The 25,422-nt window shown below is 74.2% G+C and carries 20 protein-coding genes; 12 read left to right on the top strand and 8 right to left on the bottom strand.

Translation table 11 applies throughout. The features are described from left to right. The first annotated feature begins 93 nt into the window (after positions 1 to 93). Positions 94 to 552, top strand: coding sequence for an Lrp/AsnC family transcriptional regulator (locus ACQEVB_RS37745; protein ID WP_432983634.1), 459 nt, complete (start codon positions 94 to 96; stop codon positions 550 to 552). Positions 553 to 555: 3 nt separating this feature from the next. On the opposite strand, the gene ACQEVB_RS37740 is transcribed toward ACQEVB_RS37745, so the two are convergent. Next, entirely contained in the window at positions 556 to 1,407 is an 852-nt protein-coding gene (locus ACQEVB_RS37740) for a hypothetical protein (RefSeq protein WP_432983631.1), read from the bottom strand. Positions 1,408 to 1,532: 125 nt separating this feature from the next. Next, the gene (locus ACQEVB_RS37735) at positions 1,533 to 2,486 is read right to left on the bottom strand and encodes an AraC family transcriptional regulator (RefSeq protein WP_432983628.1); all 954 of its coding nucleotides are present in this window, start codon (positions 2,484 to 2,486) and stop codon (positions 1,533 to 1,535) included. 104 nt (positions 2,487 to 2,590) lie between these two features. On the opposite strand from ACQEVB_RS37735, the gene ACQEVB_RS37730 reads away from it, so the two are divergent. Together ACQEVB_RS37730 and ACQEVB_RS37725 are read left to right on the top strand one after the other, a co-directional pair. Next, positions 2,591 to 3,421, top strand: a complete 831-nt coding sequence (locus tag ACQEVB_RS37730) for an SDR family oxidoreductase (protein ID WP_432983625.1) — start codon at positions 2,591 to 2,593, stop codon at positions 3,419 to 3,421. Between the two features lie 77 nt (positions 3,422 to 3,498). After that, complete coding sequence (locus ACQEVB_RS37725) at positions 3,499 to 5,199, top strand: BCCT family transporter (RefSeq protein ID WP_432983622.1); 1,701 nt, start codon at positions 3,499 to 3,501, stop codon at positions 5,197 to 5,199. A gap of 3 nt (positions 5,200 to 5,202) precedes the next feature. Here ACQEVB_RS37725 and ACQEVB_RS37720 read toward each other — a convergent pair whose 3' ends face one another. After that, positions 5,203 to 6,159 (bottom strand): NADPH:quinone oxidoreductase family protein, encoded by a 957-nt coding sequence (locus tag ACQEVB_RS37720; RefSeq protein ID WP_432983619.1) that lies wholly within the window; start codon positions 6,157 to 6,159, stop codon positions 5,203 to 5,205. Between the two features lie 25 nt (positions 6,160 to 6,184). Here ACQEVB_RS37720 and ACQEVB_RS37715 point away from each other — a divergent pair, with 25 nt between their 5' ends. Genes ACQEVB_RS37715 through ACQEVB_RS37700 form a run of 4 tightly spaced genes read left to right on the top strand, consistent with a single transcriptional unit; the run spans position 6,185 to position 10,017 of the window. After that, a complete protein-coding gene (locus ACQEVB_RS37715) occupies positions 6,185 to 6,787 on the top strand; it encodes a class I SAM-dependent methyltransferase (protein ID WP_432983616.1) in 603 nt (200 codons plus the stop codon). 49 nt (positions 6,788 to 6,836) lie between these two features. Beyond that, positions 6,837 to 8,483, top strand: a complete 1,647-nt coding sequence (locus ACQEVB_RS37710) for a hypothetical protein (RefSeq protein ID WP_432983613.1) — start codon at positions 6,837 to 6,839, stop codon at positions 8,481 to 8,483. Between the two features lie 25 nt (positions 8,484 to 8,508). Then, on the top strand, positions 8,509 to 9,117 hold the full coding sequence (locus tag ACQEVB_RS37705) for a TetR/AcrR family transcriptional regulator (RefSeq protein ID WP_432983610.1): 609 nt from the start codon (positions 8,509 to 8,511) through the stop codon (positions 9,115 to 9,117). A gap of 21 nt (positions 9,118 to 9,138) precedes the next feature. Beyond that, positions 9,139 to 10,017 (top strand): sterol desaturase family protein, encoded by an 879-nt coding sequence (locus tag ACQEVB_RS37700; protein ID WP_432983607.1) that lies wholly within the window; start codon positions 9,139 to 9,141, stop codon positions 10,015 to 10,017. A 70-nt stretch (positions 10,018 to 10,087) separates the two neighbouring features. On the opposite strand, the gene ACQEVB_RS37695 is transcribed toward ACQEVB_RS37700, so the two are convergent. After that, on the bottom strand, positions 10,088 to 11,281 hold the full coding sequence (locus ACQEVB_RS37695) for an epoxide hydrolase family protein (RefSeq protein ID WP_432983604.1): 1,194 nt from the start codon (positions 11,279 to 11,281) through the stop codon (positions 10,088 to 10,090). 55 nt (positions 11,282 to 11,336) lie between these two features. On the opposite strand from ACQEVB_RS37695, the gene ACQEVB_RS37690 reads away from it, so the two are divergent. Continuing rightward, complete coding sequence (locus tag ACQEVB_RS37690) at positions 11,337 to 12,314, top strand: helix-turn-helix transcriptional regulator (protein ID WP_432983601.1); 978 nt, start codon at positions 11,337 to 11,339, stop codon at positions 12,312 to 12,314. Between the two features lie 38 nt (positions 12,315 to 12,352). On the opposite strand, the gene ACQEVB_RS37685 is transcribed toward ACQEVB_RS37690, so the two are convergent. After that, complete coding sequence (locus ACQEVB_RS37685; protein ID WP_432983598.1) at positions 12,353 to 13,267, bottom strand: hypothetical protein; 915 nt, start codon at positions 13,265 to 13,267, stop codon at positions 12,353 to 12,355. Between the two features lie 141 nt (positions 13,268 to 13,408). Continuing rightward, positions 13,409 to 15,037 carry a phosphoglucomutase (alpha-D-glucose-1,6-bisphosphate-dependent) gene (gene pgm, locus ACQEVB_RS37680; protein ID WP_432983595.1) on the bottom strand — a complete coding sequence of 543 codons (1,629 nt, stop codon included), beginning with the start codon at positions 15,035 to 15,037 and terminating at the stop codon, positions 13,409 to 13,411. A gap of 54 nt (positions 15,038 to 15,091) precedes the next feature. Between pgm and ACQEVB_RS37675 the strand changes: the two genes are divergently transcribed. Then, on the top strand, positions 15,092 to 15,652 hold the full coding sequence (locus ACQEVB_RS37675; RefSeq protein ID WP_432983592.1) for a DinB family protein: 561 nt from the start codon (positions 15,092 to 15,094) through the stop codon (positions 15,650 to 15,652). Here ACQEVB_RS37675 and ACQEVB_RS37670 read toward each other — a convergent pair. Together ACQEVB_RS37670 and ACQEVB_RS37665 are read right to left on the bottom strand one after the other, a co-directional pair. Continuing rightward, complete coding sequence (locus ACQEVB_RS37670) at positions 15,610 to 16,242, bottom strand: HAD-IA family hydrolase (RefSeq protein ID WP_432983589.1); 633 nt, start codon at positions 16,240 to 16,242, stop codon at positions 15,610 to 15,612. The genes ACQEVB_RS37675 and ACQEVB_RS37670 overlap by 43 nt on opposite strands. A 19-nt stretch (positions 16,243 to 16,261) precedes the next feature. Further along, positions 16,262 to 16,651 (bottom strand): hypothetical protein, encoded by a 390-nt coding sequence (locus tag ACQEVB_RS37665; protein ID WP_432983586.1) that lies wholly within the window; start codon positions 16,649 to 16,651, stop codon positions 16,262 to 16,264. A gap of 180 nt (positions 16,652 to 16,831) precedes the next feature. Between ACQEVB_RS37665 and recC the strand changes: the two genes are divergently transcribed. From recC to recD, 3 genes are read left to right on the top strand one after another with little or no spacing between them, the layout of a single operon-like run. Continuing rightward, positions 16,832 to 20,086, top strand: a complete 3,255-nt coding sequence (gene recC, locus ACQEVB_RS37660) for an exodeoxyribonuclease V subunit gamma (RefSeq protein ID WP_432983583.1) — start codon at positions 16,832 to 16,834, stop codon at positions 20,084 to 20,086. A 7-nt stretch (positions 20,087 to 20,093) separates the two neighbouring features. Continuing rightward, positions 20,094 to 23,435: a UvrD-helicase domain-containing protein gene (locus tag ACQEVB_RS37655; RefSeq protein WP_432983580.1), complete on the top strand. Its 3,342-nt coding sequence runs from the start codon at positions 20,094 to 20,096 to the stop codon at positions 23,433 to 23,435. Beyond that, positions 23,432 to 25,240: an exodeoxyribonuclease V subunit alpha gene (gene recD / locus ACQEVB_RS37650; protein ID WP_432983577.1), complete on the top strand. Its 1,809-nt coding sequence runs from the start codon at positions 23,432 to 23,434 to the stop codon at positions 25,238 to 25,240. Before ACQEVB_RS37655 ends, recD begins: the two co-directional genes overlap by 4 nt. The last annotated feature ends 182 nt before the right edge of the window (positions 25,241 to 25,422 follow it).

Raw genomic sequence — 25,422 nt, 5'->3', positions numbered from 1 at the left:
CGGGGCGGACTGCACAACCTCGGCGGATCCGACCGTGCACTCTGCCCATCCCGATCGCCCACCTTCGGCCCGTGGACAGGCAGACTGCGCAACGTGGACGCGACCGACGCCCGACTGCTCCTGGCCCTCGCGCAGGACCCGCGCGCGTCCGCGCTGGCGCTCGCCGAACGGCTGGGGATCTCCCGCAACACCGTGCAGGCCCGCCTGGCCCGCCTCGACCTCTCGGCGGTCCAGCTGCGCCTCGACCCGGCCGAGCTGGGCTACCCCATCACCGCGTACGTGACGATGGTGCTGCGCCAGCGGCGGCTCGACGACGTGGCCGCCGAGCTGGCGGAGGTGCCGGAGGTCATCGAGGTGCTGGGCATCTCCGGCGAGACGGACCTGCTCGTGCAGGTCGCCGCGCGCGACGGCGACGACCTCTACCGGGTCGCGGGCCGCCTGCTCGCCATCGACGGCGTGCAGCGCACCACCACCTCCCTGGTGATGCGCACACTCGTGCCCCACCGCCTCACCCCGCTGCTGGAGCGGGTGGCCGGCCGGCAACCGGGGTGAGCGTCAGCCCTTGCCGCCGGTGCCGCTGTCCCAGAGCGGCTTGTTGTTCGACGAGTAGACGACCAGGTTGCAGTCGTCCTGCACCGCGAGCCAGGCGCCCGGCTTGCCGCCGGTCGCCGAGTCCCACAGCGGCCGGAACGCCGGCCCGCTCGACACGACCACGAGGTTGCCGTCGCCCTGCATCTGCGCCCGCGCGCCCGGGTTGCCGCCGGTGCGCGAGTCCCACAACGCCTTCTTGTCGCGGGTCCGGTAGAGGACGAGGTTGCCGTCCTCCTGCATGGCGAGGAAGCACTTCTGGTTGGCCGAGCGGATGATCCTCGCGGGCTCCAGCACGTCGCCGGAACGCGCCCTGCCCCAGGTCAGCTGCCGCCCCCACAGCACGTCGCCGCCCTTGCCGTAGATCACGAGGTTGCCGTCGTCCTGCACGGCGAGCTTGGCTCCGGGGTGCCCGCCGGTGGCGGTGTCGTACAGCGGCTTGTCGTCCGGCGTGTAGACGACGAGGTTGCCGTCCTGCTGCATCACGGCGCGCAGGCCGGAGCCCTGGGTGCGCGAGTCCCAGATCGCCTTGTCCGGCTTGGCGTAGAGGACGAGGTTGCCGTCCTGCTGCATGACGAGGGTGTACTGCCCGTTGTTGGAGCGGACCTGGTCGTCGGGGGCCAGCGTCGCGCCGGGGGGCAGGACGCCGCGGGACACCGTTGGCGCGGCCGGGGCCGCAGCGGCGACGGGGGTGACCACCACGATCGGGAGCATCGCCGCGGCTGCGGCCACCAACAATCTCTTGACGTGCACCAATGCCTCAATTCGATGGATGACAGCGAGGCCGAGCCAGCGGGGAGCGTTCTCGGCGCGCGCCATCGTGGTGCATCCCGTGCACATTTCGCCACTTCTTCGATGGATACCGAAAGAAGCGGGAACGGCCTGCTCACCTCAGGTGATCAGAAGATCACGCGCAGTTCGGAAACACCATTCCCGACAATTGCTCAGCCGCCCGCCGCCACCATCGCCGGCGCCGCACGGTGCTCACGCGGACTGATCCCGTGCACCCGCTTGAACGCGGTGGAGAGCGCGAACCCGCTGCCGTACCCGACGCGCCGGGCCACCGCGTCCAACGTCGCGTCGGTGTCGCGGAGCAGGTCGGCGGCCATGGCGAGACGGCGCCCGGCGAGGAACGTCATCGGCGGCTCGCCGACCAGCTCGGTGAACCGGCGGGCCAGCGCCGCCCGCGACACCTGGGCCTGCGCGGCCAGCGCGGCGACCGTCCAGCTGCGCTCGGGCTCTGCCTGCATCGCCCGCAGCGCCGGGCCGACGACCGGGTCACCGACCGCCGCGTACCACCCGGGGACCTGCGCCTCCGGCCGGTCGAACCACGTGCGCAGTGCCGTCACCAGCAGCAGGTCCAGCAGCCGGTCGAGCACGACGTCCTGACCAGGCCGGTCCTTGCTGATCTCCTGCGCGAGCATCGCCAGCACCGACGAGTCGGCGCCGAACCCGGGCAGGACGAGCAGCGACGGCAACCCGGCCAGCAACCGGCCGCCGAGCGTGCTGGTGCTCAGGTAGTTGCCGACGAGGACCTCGGTGCTGCCGCTCGCGTCGTTGCCCCACGTGCGGACGCCGAAGAACGTGTTCGTCGGCACCGGCTCGCCGGTCACGCTGGTGCAGCGGCCGTTGGGCCAGATCACGGCGTCGGCGGGCCGGCCGGCGGTGTCGGCGATCAGGTAGTCCTGCACGCCGACGGTGATCGCGAGGTCGCCCTCGCGCAGCTCGACGACGCGCCCGTCGGCGTAGCTCATGAACGCCTCGCCGCGCATCACCGCGACCGTCGCCAGCGGCACCTCGTCGCGGATGTGCAGCGACCACGGCGGCTCCATCACCATGCGCAGCAGGAACGCGCCCCGGGCGCGCGGACCGTCGAGCAGGCCGCCGATCTCGTCCATGCAGAAATCGTAGACGGCAGCACCTGATCGAGGTAGACGATGAATGATGGAGCTGCGCGGCTGAATCATTCACCGTCTCGACGCGCGGCGCTTCAATCGTCGCCATGAGCCAGCACATCCTCGTCCTCGGCGCCACCGGCAAGACCGGACGGCGCATCACCGACCGCCTCATCAGCGGAGGTCACCGGGTGCGCCCCGGCTCGCGCTCCGCCGCGGTCCCCTTCGACTGGGCGGACACCGCCACCTGGGACGCCGTGCTCGCCGGCGTCGACGCCGTCTACGTCTCCTACCACCCCGACCTCGCCGTGCCCGGTTCCGCCGAGGCCACCGGCGCGCTCGCCGCGGCCGCGAACCGGGCCGGGGTCGCGCGCCTCGTGCTGCTGTCGGGGCGCGGCGAGCCCGGCGCCCAGGCCGCCGAACAGGCCGTGCGGGCCGCGTTCCCGGCCGCCACCGTGGTGCGGGCGTCGTGGTTCAACCAGAACTTCAGCGAGGGCCACCTGCTCCAGCCGGTGCTCGACGGGACGGTCGCGCTGCCCGTCGGGGACGTCCCGGAGCCGTTCGTCGACACCGACGACATCGCCGAGATCGCGACCGCCGCACTGGTCGACCGCCGGCACGCGGGCGAGCTCCACGAGGTGACGGGACCGCGTGCGCTGACCTTCGCCCAGGCGGTGGCGGAGATCGCCGAAGCGGCCGGGCGCCCCGTCGAGTTCGTGCAGGTGTCGGCCGACGAGTACCTCGCGGCCGCGGCCGACCAGGTGCCGGCCGACACCCTCTGGCTGCTGCGCCACCTCTTCCTCGAGGTGCTCGACGGGCGGAACGTGCACCCGACCGACGGCGTGGCGCGGGCACTGGGACGTCCGCCGCGCGACTTCGCCGACTACGTCCGGGAGACCGCTGCCACGGGCGTGTGGTCGGCGGTTCCGGTTCCGTGACCCTGCGCTGGTAACAGCACGGTTCCGACCGGTGCTCCGAATTGACGGCCGTCACGCAGTTGCGCACTGTGTTGCGCATGACGCTCCAGGAACCGGCAGTAGGGCCGTCCGCCCGGCCCGAACCCGACGTCGACAAGACCGGATCGGCCGAGCAGACCCATGCCCTCGACAGGTGGGTGTTCGGCGTCTCCGCCGTGCTCGTGCTCGTGTTCATCGCCTGGGGAATGCTCGCGACGGACAACCTCGCGGCCGTCGCCAAGGCCGTGCTCGCCGGCGTGATGGACGGCGGCGGGTGGGCCTTCGTGCTCGCCGCGAGCGGGTTCGTCGTGTTCGCGCTGTGGGTGGCGTTCAGCCGCTACGGCAAGATCCCGCTCGGCCGCGACGACGAGGCACCGGAGTTCCGCACGTCGTCGTGGATCGCGATGATGTTCAGCGCCGGCATGGGCATCGGGCTGATGTTCTTCGGCGTCGCCGAGCCGCTGTCGCACTTCACGTCGCCACCGCCGGGCACCGTGGCGAAGGGCTCACCCGAGGCGCTCGACGTCGCGATGGCCACCACGCTGTTCCACTGGACCCTGCACCCGTGGGCGATCTACGCGGTGGTCGGGCTCGCGATCGCCTACTCCACGTTCCGCCGCGGCCGCCGGCAGCTGATCAGCTCCGCGTTCGCCCCGCTGCTGGGCCACAAGGGGACAGAAGGCACGTTCGGGCGCGCCGTCGACATCCTGGCGATCTTCGCGACGCTGTTCGGCTCGGCCGCCTCGCTGGGCCTCGGCGCGCTGCAGATCGGCGGCGGGCTCGCCGCCAACGGCATCACGGGCCTGCCGCAGAGCATCCTCGTGCTGATCATCGTGGTGCTGACGATCGCGTTCATCCTCTCCGCGGTGACCGGGGTCGCGAAGGGCATCCAGTGGCTGTCCAACATCAACATGGTGCTGGCCGCCGTGCTCGCCGTCTTCGTGTTCGTCGTCGGACCGACGATCCTGATCCTCAACCTCATCCCGACCGCGATCGGCGACTACTTCCGCGACCTCGCGCAGATGTCCGCCCGCACCGCGGCCACCGGCGGCGACGGCATGGCCGAGTGGCTCTCCGGCTGGACCGTCTTCTACTGGGCGTGGTGGATCTCCTGGACGCCGTTCGTCGGCATGTTCATCGCGCGCATCAGCCGTGGCCGCTCGATCAAGCAGTTCGTCGTCGGCGTCATGCTGATCCCCAGCGCGGTGAGCCTGATCTGGTTCGCCGTCTTCGGCGGCGCGGCCATCGACCGCCAGCGCACCGGCACCGACCTGGCCTCGGCCGGCACCGAGGGGCAGCTGTTCGGGCTGCTGCACACCTACCCGCTCGGCGGCCTGCTCAGCGTCGTCGCGATGATCCTGGTGGCGATCTTCTTCGTCTCCGGCGCCGACGCCGCGTCGATCGTCATGGGCACCCTGTCGCAGCGCGGTTCGATCGAACCGTCCCGCTGGGTGGTGGTGTTCTGGGGCACCGTGATGGGTGCCATCGCCGTCATCATGCTGCTCGTCGGCGGCGATGCGGCCCTCAACGGCATCCAGAACATCACGATCATCATGGCGGCACCGTTCGCGCTGGTCATGATCGCGTTGTGCGTCGCGCTCGCCAAGGACCTGCGGAACGACCCGATCACCCGTCGCGACGACCGCGCCGTCGCCGCCGTCGAGCAGGCGGTGGAGTACGGCACCACCGCGCACGACGGGAAGTTCATCATCAACGTGAAGCCGGAGGACCACGCCGCGAAGCGCGACGCCCCCGGGTAGCGGTCAGACCTCGAGCACGACCTTGCCGAGGACCTGGCGCTCGTCGATGCGCGTCAGTGCCTCGCCGGCGCGCTCGAGCGGGAACACGGCGTCGATCGGTGGGTCCAGCAGCGTCAGGTGCGGCAGCAGCTGGGCCCACTGCTCGGCGACGAACCCGGGGCGAGCCAGCGAGAACGCGCCCCAGCCGACCCCGACCACGTCGATGTTGTTGAGCAGCAGCCGGTTGACCTTCACCGTGGGGATCTCGCCTGCGGTGAAGCCGATGACCAGCAGCCGGCCCAGCGGGGCGAGGCTGCGCAGCGAGTCGGTGAAGCGGTCGCCGCCGACCGGGTCGACGACGAGGTTCACACCGCGGCCCCCGGTCAGCGCCTTCACCGCGTCCTTGAACCCTTCGACGGGCACGGCGTCCGACGCGCCCGCGGCGCGCGCGACCGCGGCCTTCGCGTCGGACGAGACGACGGCGATCACCCGCGCGCCGAGCGCGGTGGCGAGCTGGGTGACCGCCGTGCCGACCCCGCCGGCGGCGCCGTGCACCAGCACCGTCTGCCCCGCCTCCAGGTGGCCGCGCGTGACCAGCGCGAAGTGCGCGGTCAGGTAGTTCATCGGGAGCGCAGCCGCCGCGGTGAACGCCACCTCGTCCGGGAGCGGGAACACCAGGTCCGCCGGCACCGCGACCTGCTCCGCGGCCCCGCCGATGGTGCAGAACGCCGCGACCCGGTCGCCAGGACGCACCGACGCGGACTCCGGGGCGGCGGCGACCACCCCGGCGACCTCCGAGCCGATCGTGAACGGCGGGTCCGGCTTGTACTGGTAGAGGCCGCGGGTCTGCAGCACGTCGGGGAAGTTCAGCCCCGCCGCCCGCACGTCCACGAGCACCCGGTCGCCCGGATCCGGCGCGGCGACGTCACGCACCTCGACCGACTTCGGACCGTCCAACGTCACAACCTGCACCGCGCGCATGCCGCGCACGCTACCGTCAGGGTCCGTGGCTGATCGCCTGGTCGACACCGGCAGATTCCTCCGAGAGTTCATCCGCGACCCCTTGCACACCGCGGCTGTGGCCCCCAGCTCCCCGGCGCTCGCCGCCGCGATGACCGCCACGGTGCCCGTCGACGGCGCGCCGACCGTCGTCGAGCTGGGGCCCGGCACCGGCGCGTTCACCGCAGCGATCGCGGCCCGCACGGCTGGCCGCGGGCGGCACATCGCGATCGAGCTGCACCCCGAGTGGGCGACGTTGCTGCAGGAGCGGTTCCCGCACGTCGAGGTCGTGCGGGGCGACGTCCGCGAGCTCGACGACATCCTGGCCGACCGGCGGGTGCCGCCCGCCGACGCGGTCGTGTCGGGGCTGCCGTGGGCGGCTTACACCGGTGTGGTTCCGTTGCACGCTGCGATCGGCCGGGCCCTCGCCCCGGAAGGCGCGTTCACCCAGTTCGCCTACTCCTGGACCCGCCACTGGGCGCCTCCCGCGCGGGCCCAGCTGGCTGATCTGCGACGGCACTTCGCCCAGGTCGAGATAGGACGAACGGTGTGGCGGAACGTGCCCCCGGCGGTGGTCTACACGGCGCGCAGGCGCCGCGACGGACGGTGATCCACCCCCGTTCCCGGGGGCCGGTACGGGGCTGGGAAGCTGGCCCGCGGTGCGACTCGTCTACGACTCAGAAGACCTCAGCGGGTACTCGTCTGCCCGCGATCGGCTGCGCCTGAAGATCGTCGCGTGGGCTCGCAGGCGGGGCGAGCTCGTCGAACCTTCGCTGGTCGCAGCCGCACTCGATCACAAGCACGCCGTCGACGGCCGGCTCGGGCACTGGACCCGCGCGCACATCGCCGACGCGATGGCCGTGTGGTTCCCGCGCACGGTCGCGCTGCTCGAGGAAGATCGGGCCGCGGTGCCCGCCGCGCTGCACGCGGTGATCGGGTTCCTCGCCGAGCACGACTGGCTCGACTCGCGCTCCGCGGCCCCCGAGGAGCTGCACGCGCAGATCGTCGACTCCACCCCTGCACTGCACGACGCGCTCGCCGACGAGCGCAACCTCGACCTCGGCACGTTCTGGGCCGTGCAGATGCTGCGCCACCGGGTGCCGACCGCCGACCCCGTCGCCGTCGCGAAGTTCCTGGCCCAGGTCGACGCCGGCGAGGTGGAGATCGACCGGTCTGCGTTGCAGGAGATCATGCGCCGCCAGTCCGCGCCGCCGGAGCCGGCGCCCGCGGCGTTCCCGCCGGTCGTGCTGCCCGGCGCCGCGGAGCTGCTGGCCGCCGCCGACGCCAGCCCGGCCCTGCAGCGGCTGCGCGCGTTCACCCGCTGGGTGCGCGCCGGCCGGGCGCTGCGCAACGGGCGGCTGCTGCTCGAGGACGCCCGCGCGGTGGCCGAGCTGCTCGACGTCGACCACTTCTCCCGCGGCCGGGCCCGCACCAGCGAGGACCTGCCCGAGGTGTCGCTGCTGCTCGACTGGGCGCGGCAGGCCCGGCTGGTCCGGGTGGTGCGCGGGCGGCTCGTGCCGGTGAAGAGCGCCGCGCCGCTGCTCTCGCGCCCGATCGAGCTGTGGCAACGCGTGTTCACGGCCGTCGGCGGTCTCGGCGACCACTTCGGCGGCACCAACGTGTTCGGGGCGCCGTCGCTGTTCGGCATGGCGCTGGGCGACGCGCTGCAGCTCCTGCTCACCCTGCTCTACAGCGCCGGGGGCGACCCGGTGCCCGTCGAGCAGTTCCACCGGGCCGTGCGCGAGTCCGTCAACGAGGACATGGGCTGCGTCGTCGACGACCTCGCCGGCGACGTCGAGCAGCGGTTGTGGCGGCGCGACGTCACCGCCCTGCTCGATGCGCTGGAGCTCCTGGGCGCCGTCGAGCTGGGCGAGAGCCTCGACGTGCTCGAGGAGCACGAGGCGCTCGTGGCGCTGGCCGGGCGCGACGACCCCGACCCGACGCTGGTGTCGCTCACCCCGATCGGCATCTGGGCGGTGCGGGAGATGCTGATCGAGCAGGGCGAGATCGCTCCGCTGGCCGGCGAGATGGCGGCCGAGGACATCGAGTACGTGTGCGTGCGCACCGCACCGCTGCGCGCCGAGGTCGCGGAGGCGGAGCTGGCCGCGTGGGTGGCCGCGCGCCCCCGCCGCGGCGCGGCCAGCGAGATCATGCGCTTCCTGCGGCGCGCCGAGGACGACACCCACCGCGACCTCGCGCTCTGGGCGCTGTCCACCACCGGCGGGCCGGCCGTCGCCGGCCCTCGCCGGGCGGTCGGCGCGACCGGTCCGCGGGTGGACTGCCACGCGCGCGCCCGGCGGGGTTGACCGGCCGGCGGGTAGCGTCGCGCAGGTGACGAGGAGCGGTACGAAGGGCGTGGCCCGGCCGGAGCGGGAACGCCAGCTCGTCGCTCTGGCCGTCGCGGAGTTCGGGGCGCGTGGCTACCTGCGAGCCTCCGTCGTCGACGTCGCGCACGCCGCGGGCGTCTCGAAACCGCTGGTGTACAGCTACTTCGGCTCCAAGGAGGGGCTGGCGCTCGCCTGCGTGCACGACGCCGGCGCCCGCCTCGCCGACGCGGTCGACGCGGCACAGGTGGCGACCACGGCGGGCGGGCGCGCGCTGCAGACCCTGACCGCGATCTTCACCGTGCTCGACGACTGCCCGCAGGCCTGGTCGGTGCTCAACGACCCGACGCTGCCCGCAGGCCCCGCGCTCGACGCCGCCCGCGAGTACCGCGCCCGGCTGTCGCGGCTCGGCGACCTGGGCACCGCCGCGGTGCTGGCCGCAGCCGGGAATCACGACGTGCGCGACCGCGAGCTGTTCAGCCAGATGTGGCAGTACGCCGTCACGGCCACGGTGCGCTGGTGGCTCGACCACCCCGACGAGCCGGCGGCCGGCATGCCGGCGCGCTGCGCCCGGATCCTCGCCGCGATGGGGCTACCGGCATTGACCACGAAGTGACCCGCGGGTAACTTCACCGGCATGGATGCGCCGTTCTGGGCCGAGATCAACGTCCCACTGCTCGTCGCGCTGCCGTTCTTCCTGCTGTTCATCGGCATCGAGGTGCTCACCCTCGCCCACGACGACTCCCCCGAGGACGAGCGGCCCCGCGGCTACCTGTTCCGCGACGCCCGCACGAGCATCTCCATGGGCCTCGGATCGCTCGTCTCGATGGTGATCTTCAAGCTGGCCACCCTCGTCGTGTACGTGGCGCTGTGGCAGCTCGTGCCCTGGAAACTCCCCGCCGACACCTGGTGGAGCTGGGCGGCCATGCTCGTGCTCGTCGACCTCGGGTGGTACTGCGCCCACCGCTTCGCCCACCGCGTGCGCCTCGGCTGGGCCGGCCACCAGGCCCACCACTCCAGCGAGTACTTCAACTTCGGCACGGCCCTGCGGCAGAAGTGGAACCCGTGGACGGAGGCGCTGTTCTGGCTGCCGCTGCCGCTGCTGGGCTTCCCGCCGTGGATGATCTACATCGCGTTCTCGTTCAACCTGATCTACCAGTTCTTCATCCACACCGAGACCGTCGGCAAGCTCCCCGCGCCCATCGAGCTCGTGTTCAACACGCCCTCGCACCACCGCGTGCACCACGGCAGCGACCCCGAGTACCTCGACAAGAACTACGGCGGCATCCTCATCGTCTGGGACCGGCTCTTCGGCTCGTTCCAGGAGGAGCTGCACCGGCCGCGCTACGGGCTCACCAAGCCCGTCGACACGTACAACCTGCTCAAGCTCCAGTACGGGGAGTACGCGCGGATCGTGAAGGACGTGCGCAGCGCCCGGACGTGGCGGGAGAGGCTCGGATACGTCTTCGGCCCACCCGGGTGGGAGCCGGCGGCAAGGGAGACGGTTCCCCGCTGAACGTCGGCAAGGCCACCTCCAGGACCGAATCCGTCCTGAAGGTGGCCTTGCTGTCATCGGCCGGCCCGCCCTACTGCGCCCGGAAGAACTCCTGCATGTCCGCCACCAGCAGCTCCGGCACCTCCATGGCCGGGAAGTGGCCGCCGCGGTCGTACTCGGTCCAGCGGGCGTGCGCGCCGGTCGGGTCGACCTCGCGGCGCACCGTCAGGTCGGCGGCGAACACGGCCACCGCGGACGGCGGCGCGGGCGGCGGCTCCCACCCACCGGCGCCGGCGTCCCATGACTGGTCCTCGGCCGGCTGCGCGAACGCCTTGTACGCCTGCATGCCCTCGTACAGCGAGTGCGCGGCCGAGACGCCGACCTGGTTGAACCAGTAGATGCTCACGTTGGTGAGCAGCTGGTCGAGGTCGACGGCGTCCTCCGGCAGCTCGTTCTTCGGGTCGGTCCACTCGGCGAACTTCTCCACGATCCACGCCAGCTGCGCCACGGGCGAGTCGGTGAGGCCGTAGCCGATCGTCTGCGGACGGGTCGCCTGGATGTGCAGGTAGCCGGCGCCGTCCTCGCGGAAGGTGTTGAACCGCTCGGCCCGGTCGCGCTCACCGCCCTCCAGCCCGTCCAGCGACAGCGCCGGGCCGAACGGGTACGGGCTGGGCCCGTTGACGTGCGTCGCGATGACGCGGCCCGGCGCCACCATCGGCAGCATGCCGACGATGCCGGAGCCGACGTCGGTGCCCTGGGCGAGGAACCGGTCGTAGCCGAGCCGGGTCATGATCTCGGCGAAGCCGCCGGCGATCGTGAACAGGTTGCCCCAGCCAGGCCCCGACAGCGGTGAGAACCCGAACCCGGGGATCGACGGGAGCACCAGGTGCACCGCGTCCTCGGCGCGGCCGCCGTGCGCGACCGGGTCGGTGAGCGGGCCGACGATCTTCGTGAACTCGACGAACGAGCTGGGCCACCCGTGCACCATCAGCAGCGGCCGGGCCGTGGGCTCCGCCGAGCGGACGTGCACGAAGTGGATCTCCTGCCCGTCGATCTCCGTGACGAACTGGGGCAGCTCGTTCAGCTGCGCCTCCGCGGCCCGCCAGTCGAAGGTCTGCTGCCAGTACTCCGCGATCCGGCGCAGGTAGGCGGTCGGCACCCCGCGGCTCCAGCCCAGACCGGGCAGCTCCCGCGGCCAGCGGGTGTTCGCGAGGCGGGCCTGCAGGTCGTCGAGGTCGACCTGCGGGACGTCGATGCGGAAGGGGCGGATCTCCGTGTTCGTCATGGGTAGAACTCTAGGAGCAATAGCGGCACAGATCGTTCCGCGTTAGCCTGCGGACGTGTTGGCGACCTCGACCCGGCTGCTGCAGCTGCTGTCGCTGCTCCAGACCCAGCAGCACTGGACGGGCACCGCGCTGGCAGCGGAGCTGGGCGTGACCCCGCGGACGGTCCGCAACGACGTCGAGCGCCTCCGCGAGCTGGGCTACCCCGTCAACGCCACGCCGGGCGTCGGCGGCGGGTACGCGCTGGGTCCCGGCGCCACGCTCCCCCCGCTGCTGCTCGACGACGAGGAAGCCGTCGCGGTCGCCGTCGGGCTGCGCACCGCGGCCGGCGGCGCGGTCACGGGCATGGAGGAGACGTCGGTCCGCGCGCTGGCCAAGCTCGAGATGATGCTGCCGTCGCGGCTGCGCCGGCGCATCAACGCCATGCAGAGCTACACCGTCGCCATCGCCGGCGAGGGCCCGATGGCGGCGCCGGCAGTCGACCCGTCGGTGCTCACCGGGCTGGTCGCGGTGTGCCGCGACCACGAACGACTCCGGTTCGACTACGCGTCCAACTCCGGGGCGACGACGCGGCGCACCGTCGAGCCCTACCGGCTCGCCCACCTCGGCGGCCGCTGGTACTTCGTGGCCTACGACCTGGACGCCGCCGAGTGGCAGACCTTCCGGGTCGACCGCATGACCCCGCGCATCCCCACCGGCCCCCGGTTCGTGCCGCGGCCGCCACCGCCGGAGGGGCTCACCGAGCACGTCACCCACGGCGCGGCGACCGCGACCTGGGAGTACCGCGCCCGCGTGCGCATCCACGCGCCGATCGAGGTCGTCGCCGCCCGCCTCCCCCGCACCGCCGGCACGCTCACCGCGGTCGACGACGGGTCCTGCGACCTGGAGTCCGGCGCCGACGACCCCGCGACGATGCTGCGCTACCTCAGCATGCTCGACCTGGACTTCTCCGTGGCCGAGGCACTCGAACTGGCGGCGGAGGTGCAGAAGCTGGCAGAGCGGTACGCGCGAGCGGTGGCACCTCGCAGAGGTTGAGGTGTCCTCGCAGAGGTTCGACCTCCTGCGAGGATGCCCTACCCTCTGCGAGGTGCCAGCTTCGCACCCAGGGCGACCGTGAAGGCTGGGATGTCCGGCCAGCCCCAGCGCGTCACGCCCATGTGCTCCGCGCGCAGCGCGTCCTCGCGGCGTTTCTCCGCGTACACCGCGTCGCCGGGATGCTGGCCCGGCTTCAGCAGCCGCCCGTACTTGACCCGACCGTCGAACTCCCCGGCCAGGCGGTGCTCCGGCCAGTAGAAGTCGACGCGGCACAGCCCGATGCTCGTCTGCACCTCCCACTGCAGCACCGGGGCGGGCAGGCCCGCCATGTCGATCGCGACCCGGCTGCGCGACTCGCCGACGCTCTCGCTGCGCCCGTCGGCGAACGCGATCGCGCGCCGGGCCGCCGTGGTGCCGGGCCGGCGAGCCGAGCGGGCGACGGCGACGGCGAGCTCGTCGGCGGTGACCAGCGGCGGCCGATCGCGCGGGCGGTGCAGCGCCGCGTCGGCCACCGCGACGGCGACGTCGAACGGCGCGGACCGGGCGATGTCGACGACGGTCCGGGCCGGGCAGGTCACGAGCACCCCGCCGACGGTCGTGATCTCGTCGGCGTCGAACGCGGCCGCGTGCAGGTGGACGTCCCGTCCCGTACGGGCTCCGGAGCTGCGGTCCCGGGTGGCGTGCACCCGGTCCAACGACAGCCCCCAGACCGGCAGCCCGTGCAGCACGGCAGCCGACACGTGGCTGACCACCGCACCGGTCCCGAGCTGACGCACGGCCGCCTCGATCCGCAACCGGTGGGTGTCGAGGTCGTCCGGCGGATCCTCACCCGCCCCGACGTACGCCCCGCGCCGGACGGCGACGATCGCCCCCCGTTGCCGTCCCCGCCGCACCTCGTCGACGGAGAACCCCGCGGCCAACAACTCCTGACGCAACCACACCCGCTGTCCCATGAGGACAACCCACAGCACAGAGTGCCGAGCGGGGACGCGATTCGGCGAAGTTGTGGACAACCTCCCCGACCTCGCAGACGTTCGGGTGTCCTCGCAGGAGGTGGAACCTCTGCGAGGACGGTCGACGGTCTGCGAAGTCGGTCAGGCGAGCGCGGCCGCCACCACGGCTTGCGCCTCCTCCTGGATCCGGGCGAGGTGCTCCGGTCCCTGGAAGCTCTCCGCGTAGACCTTGTACACGTCCTCCGTGCCGGACGGGCGGGCGGCGAACCAGCCGCTCTCGGTGGTGACCTTCAGCCCGCCCAGCGCGGCGCCGTTGCCCGGGGCTTCGGTGAGCCGGGCGGTGATCTTCTCGCCGGCCAGCTCGTCGGCGGTGACGTCGGAGGCGGAGAGCTTGCCCAGCTTCGCCTTCGCCTCCGGGGTGGTGGCGACGTCGATGCGGGCGTAGGCGGGCGCCCCGAACCGCTCGGTGAGCGCCGCGTAGTGCTGCGACGGGCTCTTCCCCGTCACGGCGAGGATCTCCGACGCGAGCAGGGCGAGGATGATGCCGTCCTTGTCGGTGGACCACACCGAGCCGTCGGTGCGCAGGAACGACGCGCCCGCGCTCTCCTCGCCGCCGAAGCCGAGGGTGCCGTCGAGCAGGCCGGGCACGAACCACTTGAACCCGACGGGCGTCTCGACGAGGGTGCGGCCGAGGTCGGCGGCCACCCGGTCGATCATCGACGAGCTGACCGCCGTCTTGCCGATGCCCGCTCCGCCCGGCCAGCCGGGGCGGTGCGAGTACAGGTGCTGGATGGCGACGGCGAGGAAGTGGTTGGGGTTCATGAGCCCGGCGTCGGAGGTGACGATGCCGTGCCGGTCGGCGTCGGCGTCGTTGCCGGTGGAGATCGGGAACCGGTCACGGGCGGCCACCAGCGACGCCATCGCGTACGGCGACGAGCAGTCCATGCGGATCTTGCCGTCCCAGTCGAGCGTCATGAACCCGAACTGCGGGTCGACGGCCGGGTTGACGACGGTCAGGTCGATGCCGTGCCGCTCGGCGATCGCGCCCCAGTAGGCGACGCTGGCGCCGCCGAGAGGGTCGGCGCCGATGCGCACGCCGGCGTCGCGGATCGCGGCGATGTCGACGACGTTCGGCAGGTCGTCGACGTAGATGCCGACGAAGTCGTAGCCCTCGAAGGACGCCGGATCGGCCGACCGGCGGCGTACGCCGTCGAGCTTCGCCTCGAGCAGCTCGTTGGCGCGGCCGGCGATCCACGACGTCGCCGCCGTGTCCGCGGGCCCGCCGTTGGGCGGGTTGTACTTGAACCCGCCGTCCGACGGCGGGTTGTGCGACGGGGTGACGACGACGCCGTCGGCGAGCCCGTCCTGCCGGCCCCGGTTGTGCCGCAGGATCGCGTGCGAGACGGCCGGCGTGGGCGTGAAGCCGTTGTCCGCGTCGACGAGCACCGTGACGTCGTTGGCGGCGAACACCTCCAGCGCGGTGCGCCACGCCGGCTCCGACAGCGCGTGCGTGTCGCGGCCGATGAACAGCGGACCCGTCGTGCCCTGCGCCGCCCGGTACTCGACGATCGCCTGGCTGGTGGCCGCGATGTGGTCGTCGTTGAACGTGGTGGCGAACGACGAGCCGCGATGCCCGGACGTGCCGAACGCGACCCGCTGCCCGACCACCGACGGGTCGGGATGCCGATCGGTGTAGGCGGCGAGGAGAGCCTCGACGTCGACGAGGTCGGCGGGCTGCGCGGGGGTGCCGGCACGGGGGTCGTTCGCCATGGCGGGAACCCTACCGGCGCAGTTCGTCGCTGTGCCGGTCTAGCGTCGGCCTCCGTGACCGATCCCGTGACCCACCTCGTGCGCTACCTGCAACGGTCCCGCGACGCCGTGCTGCGCGGCCTCGACGGCCTGTCCGAGTACGACGCGCGGCGGCCGGTCGTGCCGTCGGGCAACAACGTCCTCGGCCTGGTCAAGCACCTCGCCACCATGGAGCTGGACTACCTCGGCAGCTGCGTCGGGCGGCCCGCGGAGCCGCCCGTCCCGTGGGTGGCCGACGGCTCGGTCGACCAGAGCGCCGACACGTGGGCGAGCCCGGAGGAGAGCCGCGCGGAGATCGTGGCGCTGTACAAGCGGGCCTGGGCCCACTCCGACGCGTCGGTCGCCGCGCTGCCCGCGGACGCTCCCGCGCACGTGGAGTGGTGGCCGCCGGAGCGGCAGCACACCACGCTCGGCCACCTGCTGGTGCACCTCGTCGACGAGACGGCCCGGCACGCGGGCCACGTCGACATCCTGCGCGAGCTCGTCGACGGGCGCACCGACAATCCGGGCTTCGAGGGCGCGGAGCAGCAGGCCTACGTCGCCCGGGTCGTGGCGGCGGCCGAGCCGTTCCGCTGAGCCAGCACGGACAGGGCCTCGTCGGGGCCGGCCCAGACGTGCGCGTCCCAGCCGTGGGCGCGGGCGGCCACGACGTTGTCCGCGCGGTCGTCGAAGAACACGACGTCGGCCGGCTCGGTGCCGTAGGCGTTGTCGGCCGCGGCGTAGATCGCCGGATCCGGTTTCGCCAGCCCCACGTCGGCGGAGAACACCAGCACGTCGATCGGTGCGCTCCAGGCCGCCGCGCGCACCGCGGCTGCGAGCGGCGCCGGCGCGTTGGACAGCACCCCCAACCGCACCCCGTCCTCGACGAGCCCGGTGAGCAGCTGCGCGCTCGCCGGCGGCAGCGCCGACCACTTCGTGGCGTCCCGGTCGCGCAGCCGCGCCAGCAGCTCCGGCTCCGGGTCCACGTCCAGCGCCGCCAGCACGCCCGTCCAGTACACGACGTCGTCGGCGCCCAGGTCGTAGGCCAGCCGGCCCGGCCAGTAGGCGGCCTGCAGCCGCTCGACCTCGACGTCCAGGTCGGCGGCCAGCGCCGGCAGCACACCCGTCGACGGGACGAGCACCTCGCCGAGATCGAAGACGACGGTCGGACGAGCCACGGATCCCATGGCCCGACCGTACGTGTCGCTAGGCGCTCCGCTGCTGCGGGATCCGCAGGTGCAGCGGCAGGTCGCCGCGCGGGGTGGAGTCGGTGGTGAGGTGGAAGTGGCCGCTGCGCGACCGGTTGCAGCGGTAGGCCCGCAGCGGGCGCGCACCCAGCTCCTCCAGCTCGCGGGCGGCGGCCTCGGCGTCCTCGCGGCTGGAGTAGATCACCTTGCCGCTGGTGCCGCGGCCCTGCCGGAGCGGGACCGTGCCGGCCAGCTCGGCCCGGCTCGGCGTGCAGAAGACGGGCCGGCCGTTGCGCTGCAGCCGCGCGTGCCTGGCCACGACCTCGCCGCGCGCCGCGTCGCGGATGCCGCGCTGGGAGGGGAGAACGTGCTCGACCTCGGCCTGCTCCTGCTGCCTGTCCCGGTCCATCTCGGCCTCCCTCTCCGCGATCTCTTGCCCGTGCATCGCGTGGGGTCCAGCCTTCCGTTATCGACCGCGCAGCGGGATACCACGATCGTGTCGTTCATGTTTCGTCGGTGACGGTGCGTGCGCGATCACGTGAGGGGCCCGGCCGCCGAACTGTCGGGCCCCCTCCCTACGGTTTCGCCCATGGGCGAGCTGGTGCTGCACCGCGCGGAGCGGGCCGACGCGCTGGCCGACGCCCTTGCCGAGCTGCTGGCCACACCGCTGCCCGACCCGTTCGCGGCCGAGGTCGTCGCGGTCCCGGCGCGCGGCATCGAGCGCTGGCTCGCCCAGCGGCTCTCCCACCGGCTCGGTGCTGGCAGCAGCGGCGACGGGGTGTGCGCGGGCGTCGAGTTCCCCGCGCCCGTCGCGGTGGTCGCGGCCGCGGTCGGCGGGGCCACCGGGGTCGCGCCCGAGGCCGACCCGTGGCGGCCGGCCCGCGCCGTGTGGCCGCTGCTGGAGGCGATGGACGCGAGCCTGGACGAGCCGTGGTGCGCGCCGCTGGCCGCGCACCTGCGGGCCGCGCCGGGCCGGCGCTACGCCACCGCGCGCCGGCTCGCCGAGCTGTACGCGCAGTACGCCGCGCAGCGCCCCGAGCTCGTGCGGTCCTGGCAGGAGGGCCACGGCACCGTCCCCGACCTGGAGTGGCAGGCGCGGCTGTGGCGGCTGCTGCGGGAGCGGATCGGCACGCCCGGCCCGGCCGAAAGGGTCGAGCAGGCGTGCCGCGCGCTGCGCGCCGATCCCGAGCTCGCGCCGCTGCCGCAGCGGCTGTCCCTGTTCGGTCCCACCCGGCTCACCGACGAGGAGCTCACGGTGCTCGCCGCGCTGGCCGAGCACCGCGACGTCCACCTGTGGCTGCCGCACCCCTCCCCCGACCTGTGGGCCCGCATCCCGCAGGTTGCGGAGGTGCCGCTGCGCAGCGCCGATCCCACCGCCGTGCTCCCCCGCCACCCGCTGCTCGCGTCGCTGGGCCGGGACGTGCGCGAGCTGCAGGTGCGCCTGTCCACCCGGGCCACCCGCTCGGTGCACCACCCGCTGCCGGAACCGCCGGCGACGCTGCTGGGCCGGCTGCAGCGCGAGCTGCGCGACGACGCCCCGCCGTCCGTCCCCTCCCCCGTCGGGCCGGACGACACCAGCGTGGCCGTCCACTTCTGCCACGGCGCCGACCGGCAGGTGGAGGTGTTGCGCGAGATCGTGCTGGGCCTGCTGGCCGCCGATCCGACGCTCGAACCGCGCGACATCGTCGTGCTCTGCCCCGACATCGAGACGTTCGCGCCGCTGATCTCGGCCACGTTCGGCCTGGGTGACGTCGGCCATCCCGGCCACCGCCTGCAGGTCCGCCTGGCCGACCGCGCGTTGCGCCAGGTCAACCCGTTGCTCGACACGGTGGAGCGGCTGCTGGAGCTGGCGCAGCACCGGCTCACCGCGTCGGAGCTGCTCGACCTGCTCGCCTCCCGTCCGGTGCGCACCCGCTTCGGGCTCGACGACGACGATCTGGAACGGCTGCGCACGCTCACCGTCGCTGCGGGCGTGCGGTGGGGTCTCGACGCCGCGCACCGCGCCCCCTACCGGCTCGACGGCTTCCCGCAGAACACCTGGGAAGCCGGGCTCGACCGGCTGCTGCTGGGGGTCGCCATGCCCGGCGCCACGCGCGACTGGCTGGGCACCGCGCTCCCCCTCGGCGACGTCGACTCCGGCGATACCCAGCGGCTCGGCGCGCTCGCCGAGTTCGTCGACCGCCTCTCCGGGGTGCTCGCCGGGCTCGCCGGCGAGCGGCCGCTGCAGGCCTGGGTCGAGGGCCTGCTCGACGCGCTCGACCTGCTCACCGCCACCTCCGCCACCGACGCCTGGCAGGGTGCGCACGCACGCGCCGAGCTGGCCGACGCCGTTGTCTCGGCGGGCCCGCACGCCGGCACCGTCCCGCTCGGGTTGGCCGACGTGCGCGGCCTGCTCGGCGAGCGGCTCCGCGGCGGCCCGACGCGGGCGAGCTTCCGCACCGGCAGCCTCACCGTCGCCACGCTGGTGCCGATGCGCTCGGTGCCGCACCGCGTGGTGTGCCTGCTGGGCCTCGACGACGGCGCGTTCCCTCGTGCCACGGCCGTCGACGGCGACGACGTGCTGGCCCGCGAACCCCGCGTGGGCGACCGCGACCTGCGCTCCGAGGACCGCCAGCTGCTGCTCGACGCGGTGTGCGCGGCCACCGAGCGGCTGGTCGTGGTGGCCTCGGGGGCCGATGCGCGCACGGGCGCACGCCGGCCACCCGCCGTCCCGCTCGGGGAGCTGCTCGACGCGATCGCGGCGACGGCCGGCGACACCGCGGGGATCGTGCGCCGCCATCCGCTGCAGCCGTTCGACGGCCGCAACTTCCGGGCGCCCGCGCCGTTCAGCTTCGACACCGCGAGCCTTGCCGGAGCCCGCGCCGCGGCCGGCGAGCGGGTGCCGCCGCGCCCGTTCCTGCCCGACCCGCTGCCGCCGCTGGCGCGCGACCCGTTGCCACTGGAGGACCTGGTCGCGTTCGTCGAGCACCCGGTCAAGGCGTTCCTCACCCAGCGCGCCGGCGTGCCCGTCCGCGACGGCGACGAGGAGCCGCCCGACGCCCTGCCCGTCGAGCCCGACGGGCTGGCCCGGTGGGCCGTCGGCGACCGCCTGCTGCGCGACCGCCTCGCCGGCCTCGACCTCGACCGCGCCCGCAAGGCGGAGTGGCGTCGCGGCGCGCTCCCGCCCGGCGCGCTCGGCGACGCGTTCCTGCTGTCCGTGCTCGACGACGTGGAGCCGCTGGTCGCGGCAGCGCACGAGGTGCGCGCCGAGGAGCCGCCCACCGACATCGACGTCGACGTCGCGCTGCCGGACGGCCGCGTGGCCGGCACGCTGTCCGGGGTGCACGGCGGCACGCTGGTGCGGGTCGAGTTCTCCCGGCTGGCGCCGAAGCACCGGCTGCGTGCGTGGGTGCAGCTGCTCGCGCTGTCGGTGGCCGAGCCGGACCGGGAGTGGACGGCGGCCACGGTGGGCCGCGGGCAGCACCACGGCATCCTCGTCGCGAGGCTGGGACCGGTCCGGCCCGAGGAGGCCCGCACGGTGCTGGGCGACCTGGTCGAGATGGCCGCGATCGGGCGCTGCACCCCGCTGCCGCTGCCGACCGTCGCCGGCGCCACCTACGCGAAGGTGCGCCGCGCAGGCGGCGGGCCGGACGACGCGCTGGAGGAGGCGAAGCGGGCCTGGACGGTCGGCGCCGGCGCGGAGCAGACCGACGCCGCGCACCGGCGGGTGTGGGGTGAGCGCGCCGAGGCGGCCGTCGTGTTCGCCGAGCGCGGGCCCGTCGGTAAGGAGCCCACGCTGTTCGGCACGCTGGCGCTGCGCCTGTGGGATCCCTTGCTGCGGGCCGAAGACCTGGTGCGGCGGTGATGACACGATGACGTCGCTGCTGTCCGTCGCCGCCTTCGACGTGTGCGGCGCGCTGCCCACCGGCACCACCGTGCTGGAGGCGAGCGCCGGCACCGGCAAGACGTTCACGATCGCGTCGCTCGCCGTCCGCTACGTGGCGGAGGGGCACGCCGAGCTGCCCGAGCTGATGCTGGTCACGTTCGGCCGGGAGGCCACGCAGGAGCTGCGGGAACGCGTGCGCGAACGGCTCGGCGCGGTGGAACGGGCGCTGCGCGATCCGGCGGCGGCCCGGGCGTCCGGCGACGAGGTCACGGCGATGCTGGCGGCGGTCGACGACGCCGAGGTGGTGCGCCGCCGGGAGCGGCTGACGCGCTCGCTCGCCCAGTTCGACGCGGCCACGATTGCCACCACCCACCAGTTCTGCCAGCAGATGCTCGCGGGGCTGGGCGTGGCCGGCGACCGCGACGCCGACGCCGTGTTCGTGGAGAGCGTGGAGGACCTGCTCACGGAGGTCGTCGACGACTTCTACGTGCGCAAGTACGGCGATCGGGCCGCGGGCACGCCCGCGTTCACGCGGAAGGAGGCGCTGGAGCTGGCGCGCGTCGCCGTCAACGACGGGCAGGCGCGGCTGGAGCCGCGCGACGCGGAGCCGGGCAGCACCGCGGAGGTGCGCTACCGGTTCGCCGCGGCGGTGCGCGCGGAGGTGGCACGGCGCAAGCGCGAGCGGCGCCTCTACACCTACGACGACATGCTCACCCGCCTCGCGGCGGCCCTGGCGGATCCGGCGCGCGGCGCGGCGGAGCGGCTGCGGGCGCGGTTCCGGGTGGTGCTCGTCGACGAGTTCCAGGACACCGACCCGGTGCAGTGGGACATCCTGCGCCGGGCGTTCCACGGTCACACCACGTTGGTGCTGATCGGCGACCCCAAGCAGGCCATCTACGCGTTCCGCGGCGCCGACGTGCGCAGCTACCTCGACGCCACGGAGGTCGCCGACGCGCACGCCACCCTCGCCACCAACTGGCGCAGCGACGCCCCGCTGCTCGACGCGCTGGCTCAGGTGTTCGGCGACGTCGCGCTGGGCAACGAGCGGATCACCGTGCATCCCGTCGGGGCGGCGCACGGCGGGCAGCGGCTGCCGGGGGTGCCGCTGCGGGTGCGGGTGCTGAGCCGGGCGGGGTTGCCCGCGGCGCGCAGCGGGCTGCCGTTCGCCGCGGAGGCCCGGCGCGCGGTGGCCGACGACGTGGCCGCCGACATCGCCGACCTGGTGGCCGAAGGACCGGTCGCCCCCGGCGACGTCGCGGTGCTGGTCCGCACCAACGACCAGGGCACGCTCGTGCACACCGCGCTGTCCGCGGCCGGGGTGCCGGCGGTGCTCTCCGGCACGGCGAGCGTGTTCGGCACCCCCGTGGCCAGGGAGTGGCTGCAGCTGCTGGAGGCGTGCGAAGCGCCGCGGGCGGCGCGGCTGCGGGCGGCGGCGCTCACCTGCTTCCTCGGCCACACCGTCGAGGAGCTGTGCGGGACCGACGCCGACGCACTGCTCGACCGCATCGGCGTGCGCATCCGGGCATGGGGCGCGCTGCTGCGCGAGCGCGGGGTGGCCGCGCTGCTGGAAGCGGTCACCACCGACACCGGGCTGCCGGAGCGGCTGCTGAGCCTGGTCGGCGGCGAGCGGACCCTCACCGACCTGCGGCACATCGGCCAGGCCCTGCACGAAGCGGCCGGTGCCGGGCACCTCGGGCCGGCCGCGCTCGTCGACTGGTTGGGGCACCGCATCCGCGAGGCGGCGCCCGGCAGCCGGGCCGAGGTCGGCACGGAGCGGAGCCGCCGGCTGGAGTCCGACGCGGCCGCCGTGCAGATCATCACGATCCACCGCAGCAAGGGCCTGGAGTTCCCGGTCGTCTACGTGCCGTTCGGGTGGGACCGCAACGTCCGTGACCCCGAGGTGCCCCTGCTGCACGACGCGTCGGGGGCCCGCGTGCTCGACGTCGGCGGCACGAGCGGTGAGCGGTTCCGCGACCACGCGGCCGCGCACCGCTTCGAGGAGGCCGGTGAGGACCTGCGGCTGTTCTACGTGGCGCTCACCCGCGCGCGCAGCCGGGTGGTGACGTGGTGGGTGCCGACCACGACGACGTCCACGTCGCCGGTGCACCGGCTGCTGATCGGCCGGCCGGGTCCGGGCACGGTGCCCGAGCAGAGCTACCGCGTCCCGGCCGACAACGCCGCGATCCACGCGCTGCGCGCCCTGGAATCGCCGGTGCTGGCGGTGGAGCCGGTGCTCCCCCGGCCCGCGGCCGCTCCCGTCCCGACCGCGGCCGACGGTGCGGAACCGCTGGTCGCGGCCCGGTTCGAGCGCGAGCTGGACCTGCGTTGGCGGCGCACCTCGTACTCCGCGCTCACCGCCGACGTGAGCCACGCGCCGGGGGTGGCCAGCGAGGCCGACGCTCGCGGCACCGACGACGAGCCCGGGGTGGACGCGGCCCTGGACGAGGCGCCCGTCGACGAGCACGACGTCGCCGTTCCCGCGCCGGTCGGCAGCGCCGCCGCGGCCATCCCGTCGCCGATGGCGGAGCTGCCGATGGGCGCGGTCTTCGGCACGCTGGTGCACGCGGTGTTCGAGGCCGCCGACCCCACCGCGTCCGATCTGGCCGCCGAGCTGCGCGCGCAGTGCCGTGCCCAGCTGGCCCGCCACCCGGTGCCGGGCCTCGACGCCGACGAGCTGGCCGCGGCCCTGCAGCCGTCGATGGAGACCCCGCTGGGCCCGCTCGCCGACGGGCTGCGCCTCGCCGACGTCCACCCGCGCGACCGGCTCGCCGAGCTCGACTTCGAGCTGCCGCTGGCCGGTGGCGACAGGCCGCGGGGCGAGGTGCTGCTCGGTGACCTCGTGCCGCTGCTGCGCCGGCACCTGCCCGCCGCCGATCCGCTGGTCACGTACGCCGACGTGCTGGCCGACCCCGAGCTGGCCGCGCAGCCGCTGCGCGGGTACCTCACCGGCAGCATCGACGCCGTGCTGCGGCTGCCCGGCGCGCGGTTCGCCGTCGTCGACTACAAGACCAACTGGCTCGGCGCCGCGCCGGGCGAGCCGCTCACCGCCGCGCACTACCTGCCGCCGCTGCTCGCGCGGGCGATGATCGCCGCCAACTACCCGTTGCAGGCGCTGCTGTACTGCGTCGCACTGCACCGCTACCTGCGCTGGCGCCTGCCCGGTTACGCGCCCGAACGGCACCTCGGCGGGGTGCTGTACCTGTTCGTGCGCGGGATGTGCGGGCCGGCCACCCCCACCGTCGACGACGTGCCGTGCGGGGTGTTCAGCTGGCTGCCACCTGCGGCGTTGATCGTCGAGCTGTCCGACCTGCTGGACGGTGCGCCGTGACGGTCGACGTCGGCGACCCGCGGCTGGCCCGCAACGCCACCGGGCTGCTGGCCCCGTTCAACCAGGCCGGGGTGCTGGAGCCGGCCGACGTGCACGTCGCCGCGCGGCTGGGCCGGCTCGGCGGCGAGTCGGCGCCGGAGGTGCTGCTCGCGGCGGCGCTGGCGGTGCGGGCGGTGCGGCTGGGGTCGGTGTGCCTCGACCTCGCGACGGCCGACCACACGGTGCTCGGCGAGGGCGACGAGGTGCTCGACACCTCGGTGCTGCCGTGGCCGGAGCCGGCGGCGTGGCTGGCGGCGTGTCAGGCGTCGCCGCTGGTGGCGGTCGGCGCCGACGCCGGCGGTGGCCGGCCGCTACGGCTGGTGGGCGGCCTGCTGTACCTGGAGCGCTACTGGCACGAGGAGGAGCTGGTCCGCACTGCGCTGCAGGAGCGCGCCGCGCTGGATCCGCCGCCCGTCGACCTGCTGGCGCTGCAGTCCGGGCTCGATCGCCTCTTCCTGGAGTCCGACGCGGTGCGGCAGCGGCAGGCGGCCGCGGTGGGGGTGCTGCGCCGCGTCACGGTGCTCGCCGGCGGCCCGGGCACCGGCAAGACCACCACGGTGGCGCGGCTGCTGGAGCTGCTCGCCGAGCAGCCGTCGGTCGGCCGGATCGCGCTGGCCGCCCCCACGGGCAAGGCTGCGGCGCGGCTGCAGGAGGCGGTCACCGAGGTGCTGCCGCCGCACCTGCACAGCCGCGTGCCCGAGGCCGCGACGCTGCACCGGTTGCTGCGCTGGCACCCGGCGCAGGGCTTCCGGCACCACCGCCACCACCACCTGCCCTACGACGTCGTGGTGGTCGACGAGACGTCGATGGTGTCGCTGTCGATGATGGCCCGGCTGCTCGACGCGGTGCGGCCGCAGGCGCGGCTGGTGCTGGTCGGCGACCCCGACCAGCTCGCGTCCGTCGAGGCAGGGGCGGTGCTGGGCGACCTCGCCCGCGCCCCGGGCCGGCCCGAACCGTGGCTGGACGCGCGCCTGGCCGAGATGGGCGTGCCCGGCGGCGTGGTCCACGGCGTGGTCACCCTCGAGCACGTGTGGCGCTTCGGCGGCGCGATCGCAGCGTTCGCCCGCGCCGTCCGCGACGGCGACGGCGATGACGCAGTGGCGCTGCTGCGCGACCAGCACGACCCCGCGCTGCAGCTCGTGGCCCCGCTCGAGGTCGATCCGCACGGCATCGACGCGGTGCGCGCCGACGTCGTCGCGGCCGGCCGGGCGCTGACGGCCGCGGCCGACCGGGGCGACGCCGCCGAGGCCGTCGCCGCGCTGGACGAGCACCGCGTGCTGTGCGCGCACCGGCGCGGCCCGTTCGGGGTGAGCCGCTGGACCGCGGAGATCGAGCGCTGGCTGGCCGCCGACCAGCCGCACCGCCCGCACGGCCCGTGGGCGCCCGGCCGGCCCGTGCTCGTCACGTCGAACGACTACGACATCGGGCTGTTCAACGGCGACACCGGGGTCGTCGTGGCCACCGCCGCCGGTCCCCGCGTGGCGTTCGCGCGCGGCGGCACCCCGCAGCTCTACGCGCCGGCCCGGCTGCCCGAGGTGGCCACCGTGCACGCGATGACGGTGCACCGCGGGCAGGGCAGCCAGTTCCGCGGCGTCACGGTGGTGCTGCCTCCCGCGGAGTCGCCGCTGCTCACGCGCGAGCTGCTGTACACGGCCGTCACCCGGGCCCGCGCCGGTGTGCGCATCGTGGGCACCGAGGAGTCGGTGCGCGCCGCCGTGGCCCGGCCCGTCGCGCGGGCGAGCGGCCTGCGCGAACGCCTCGGGTAGCTTCCGTACTGCGCTCCGGTTGCGGCGAGTCCCGCAGCCCGCCGCGTTCCGCTGGACGAGTCGCGCGTTCCGCCGCGCGAGTCCTGCGTTCCGCGGGGCGAGTCCAGCATTCCGCTGGGGCGAGTCCCGCCGCTCGCTGGCCGAGTTCTGCATCTCACCGCTGGCAGTTTGCGCGACTCGCC

It is taken from the genome of Pseudonocardia sp. CA-107938 (genome assembly GCF_050936315.1).
Lineage (GTDB): Bacteria > Actinomycetota > Actinomycetes > Mycobacteriales > Pseudonocardiaceae > Pseudonocardia.
This window is presented reverse-complemented; position numbering and strand designations above follow the sequence as displayed.

What these genes read in the sequence shown, in the direction of transcription:
- ACQEVB_RS37740 (WP_432983631.1), bottom strand. Translation starts at nt 1,407, where the DNA reads ATGGCGCGCGCCGAGAACGCTCCCCGCTGGCTCGGCCTCGCTGTCATC.
- ACQEVB_RS37735 (WP_432983628.1), bottom strand. Translation starts at nt 2,486, where the DNA reads ATGGACGAGATCGGCGGCCTGCTCGACGGTCCGCGCGCCCGGGGCGCG.
- ACQEVB_RS37730 (WP_432983625.1), top strand. Translation starts at nt 2,591, where the DNA reads ATGAGCCAGCACATCCTCGTCCTCGGCGCCACCGGCAAGACCGGACGG.
- ACQEVB_RS37725 (WP_432983622.1), top strand. Translation starts at nt 3,499, where the DNA reads ATGACGCTCCAGGAACCGGCAGTAGGGCCGTCCGCCCGGCCCGAACCC.
- ACQEVB_RS37720 (WP_432983619.1), bottom strand. Translation starts at nt 6,159, where the DNA reads ATGCGCGCGGTGCAGGTTGTGACGTTGGACGGTCCGAAGTCGGTCGAG.
- ACQEVB_RS37700 (WP_432983607.1), top strand. Translation starts at nt 9,139, where the DNA reads ATGGATGCGCCGTTCTGGGCCGAGATCAACGTCCCACTGCTCGTCGCG.
- ACQEVB_RS37695 (WP_432983604.1), bottom strand. Translation starts at nt 11,281, where the DNA reads ATGACGAACACGGAGATCCGCCCCTTCCGCATCGACGTCCCGCAGGTC.
- ACQEVB_RS37685 (WP_432983598.1), bottom strand. Translation starts at nt 13,267, where the DNA reads ATGGGACAGCGGGTGTGGTTGCGTCAGGAGTTGTTGGCCGCGGGGTTC.
- pgm (WP_432983595.1), bottom strand. Translation starts at nt 15,037, where the DNA reads ATGGCGAACGACCCCCGTGCCGGCACCCCCGCGCAGCCCGCCGACCTC.
- ACQEVB_RS37670 (WP_432983589.1), bottom strand. Translation starts at nt 16,242, where the DNA reads ATGGGATCCGTGGCTCGTCCGACCGTCGTCTTCGATCTCGGCGAGGTG.
- ACQEVB_RS37665 (WP_432983586.1), bottom strand. Translation starts at nt 16,651, where the DNA reads ATGGACCGGGACAGGCAGCAGGAGCAGGCCGAGGTCGAGCACGTTCTC.
- recC (WP_432983583.1), top strand. Translation starts at nt 16,832, where the DNA reads ATGGGCGAGCTGGTGCTGCACCGCGCGGAGCGGGCCGACGCGCTGGCC.
- ACQEVB_RS37655 (WP_432983580.1), top strand. Translation starts at nt 20,094, where the DNA reads ATGACGTCGCTGCTGTCCGTCGCCGCCTTCGACGTGTGCGGCGCGCTG.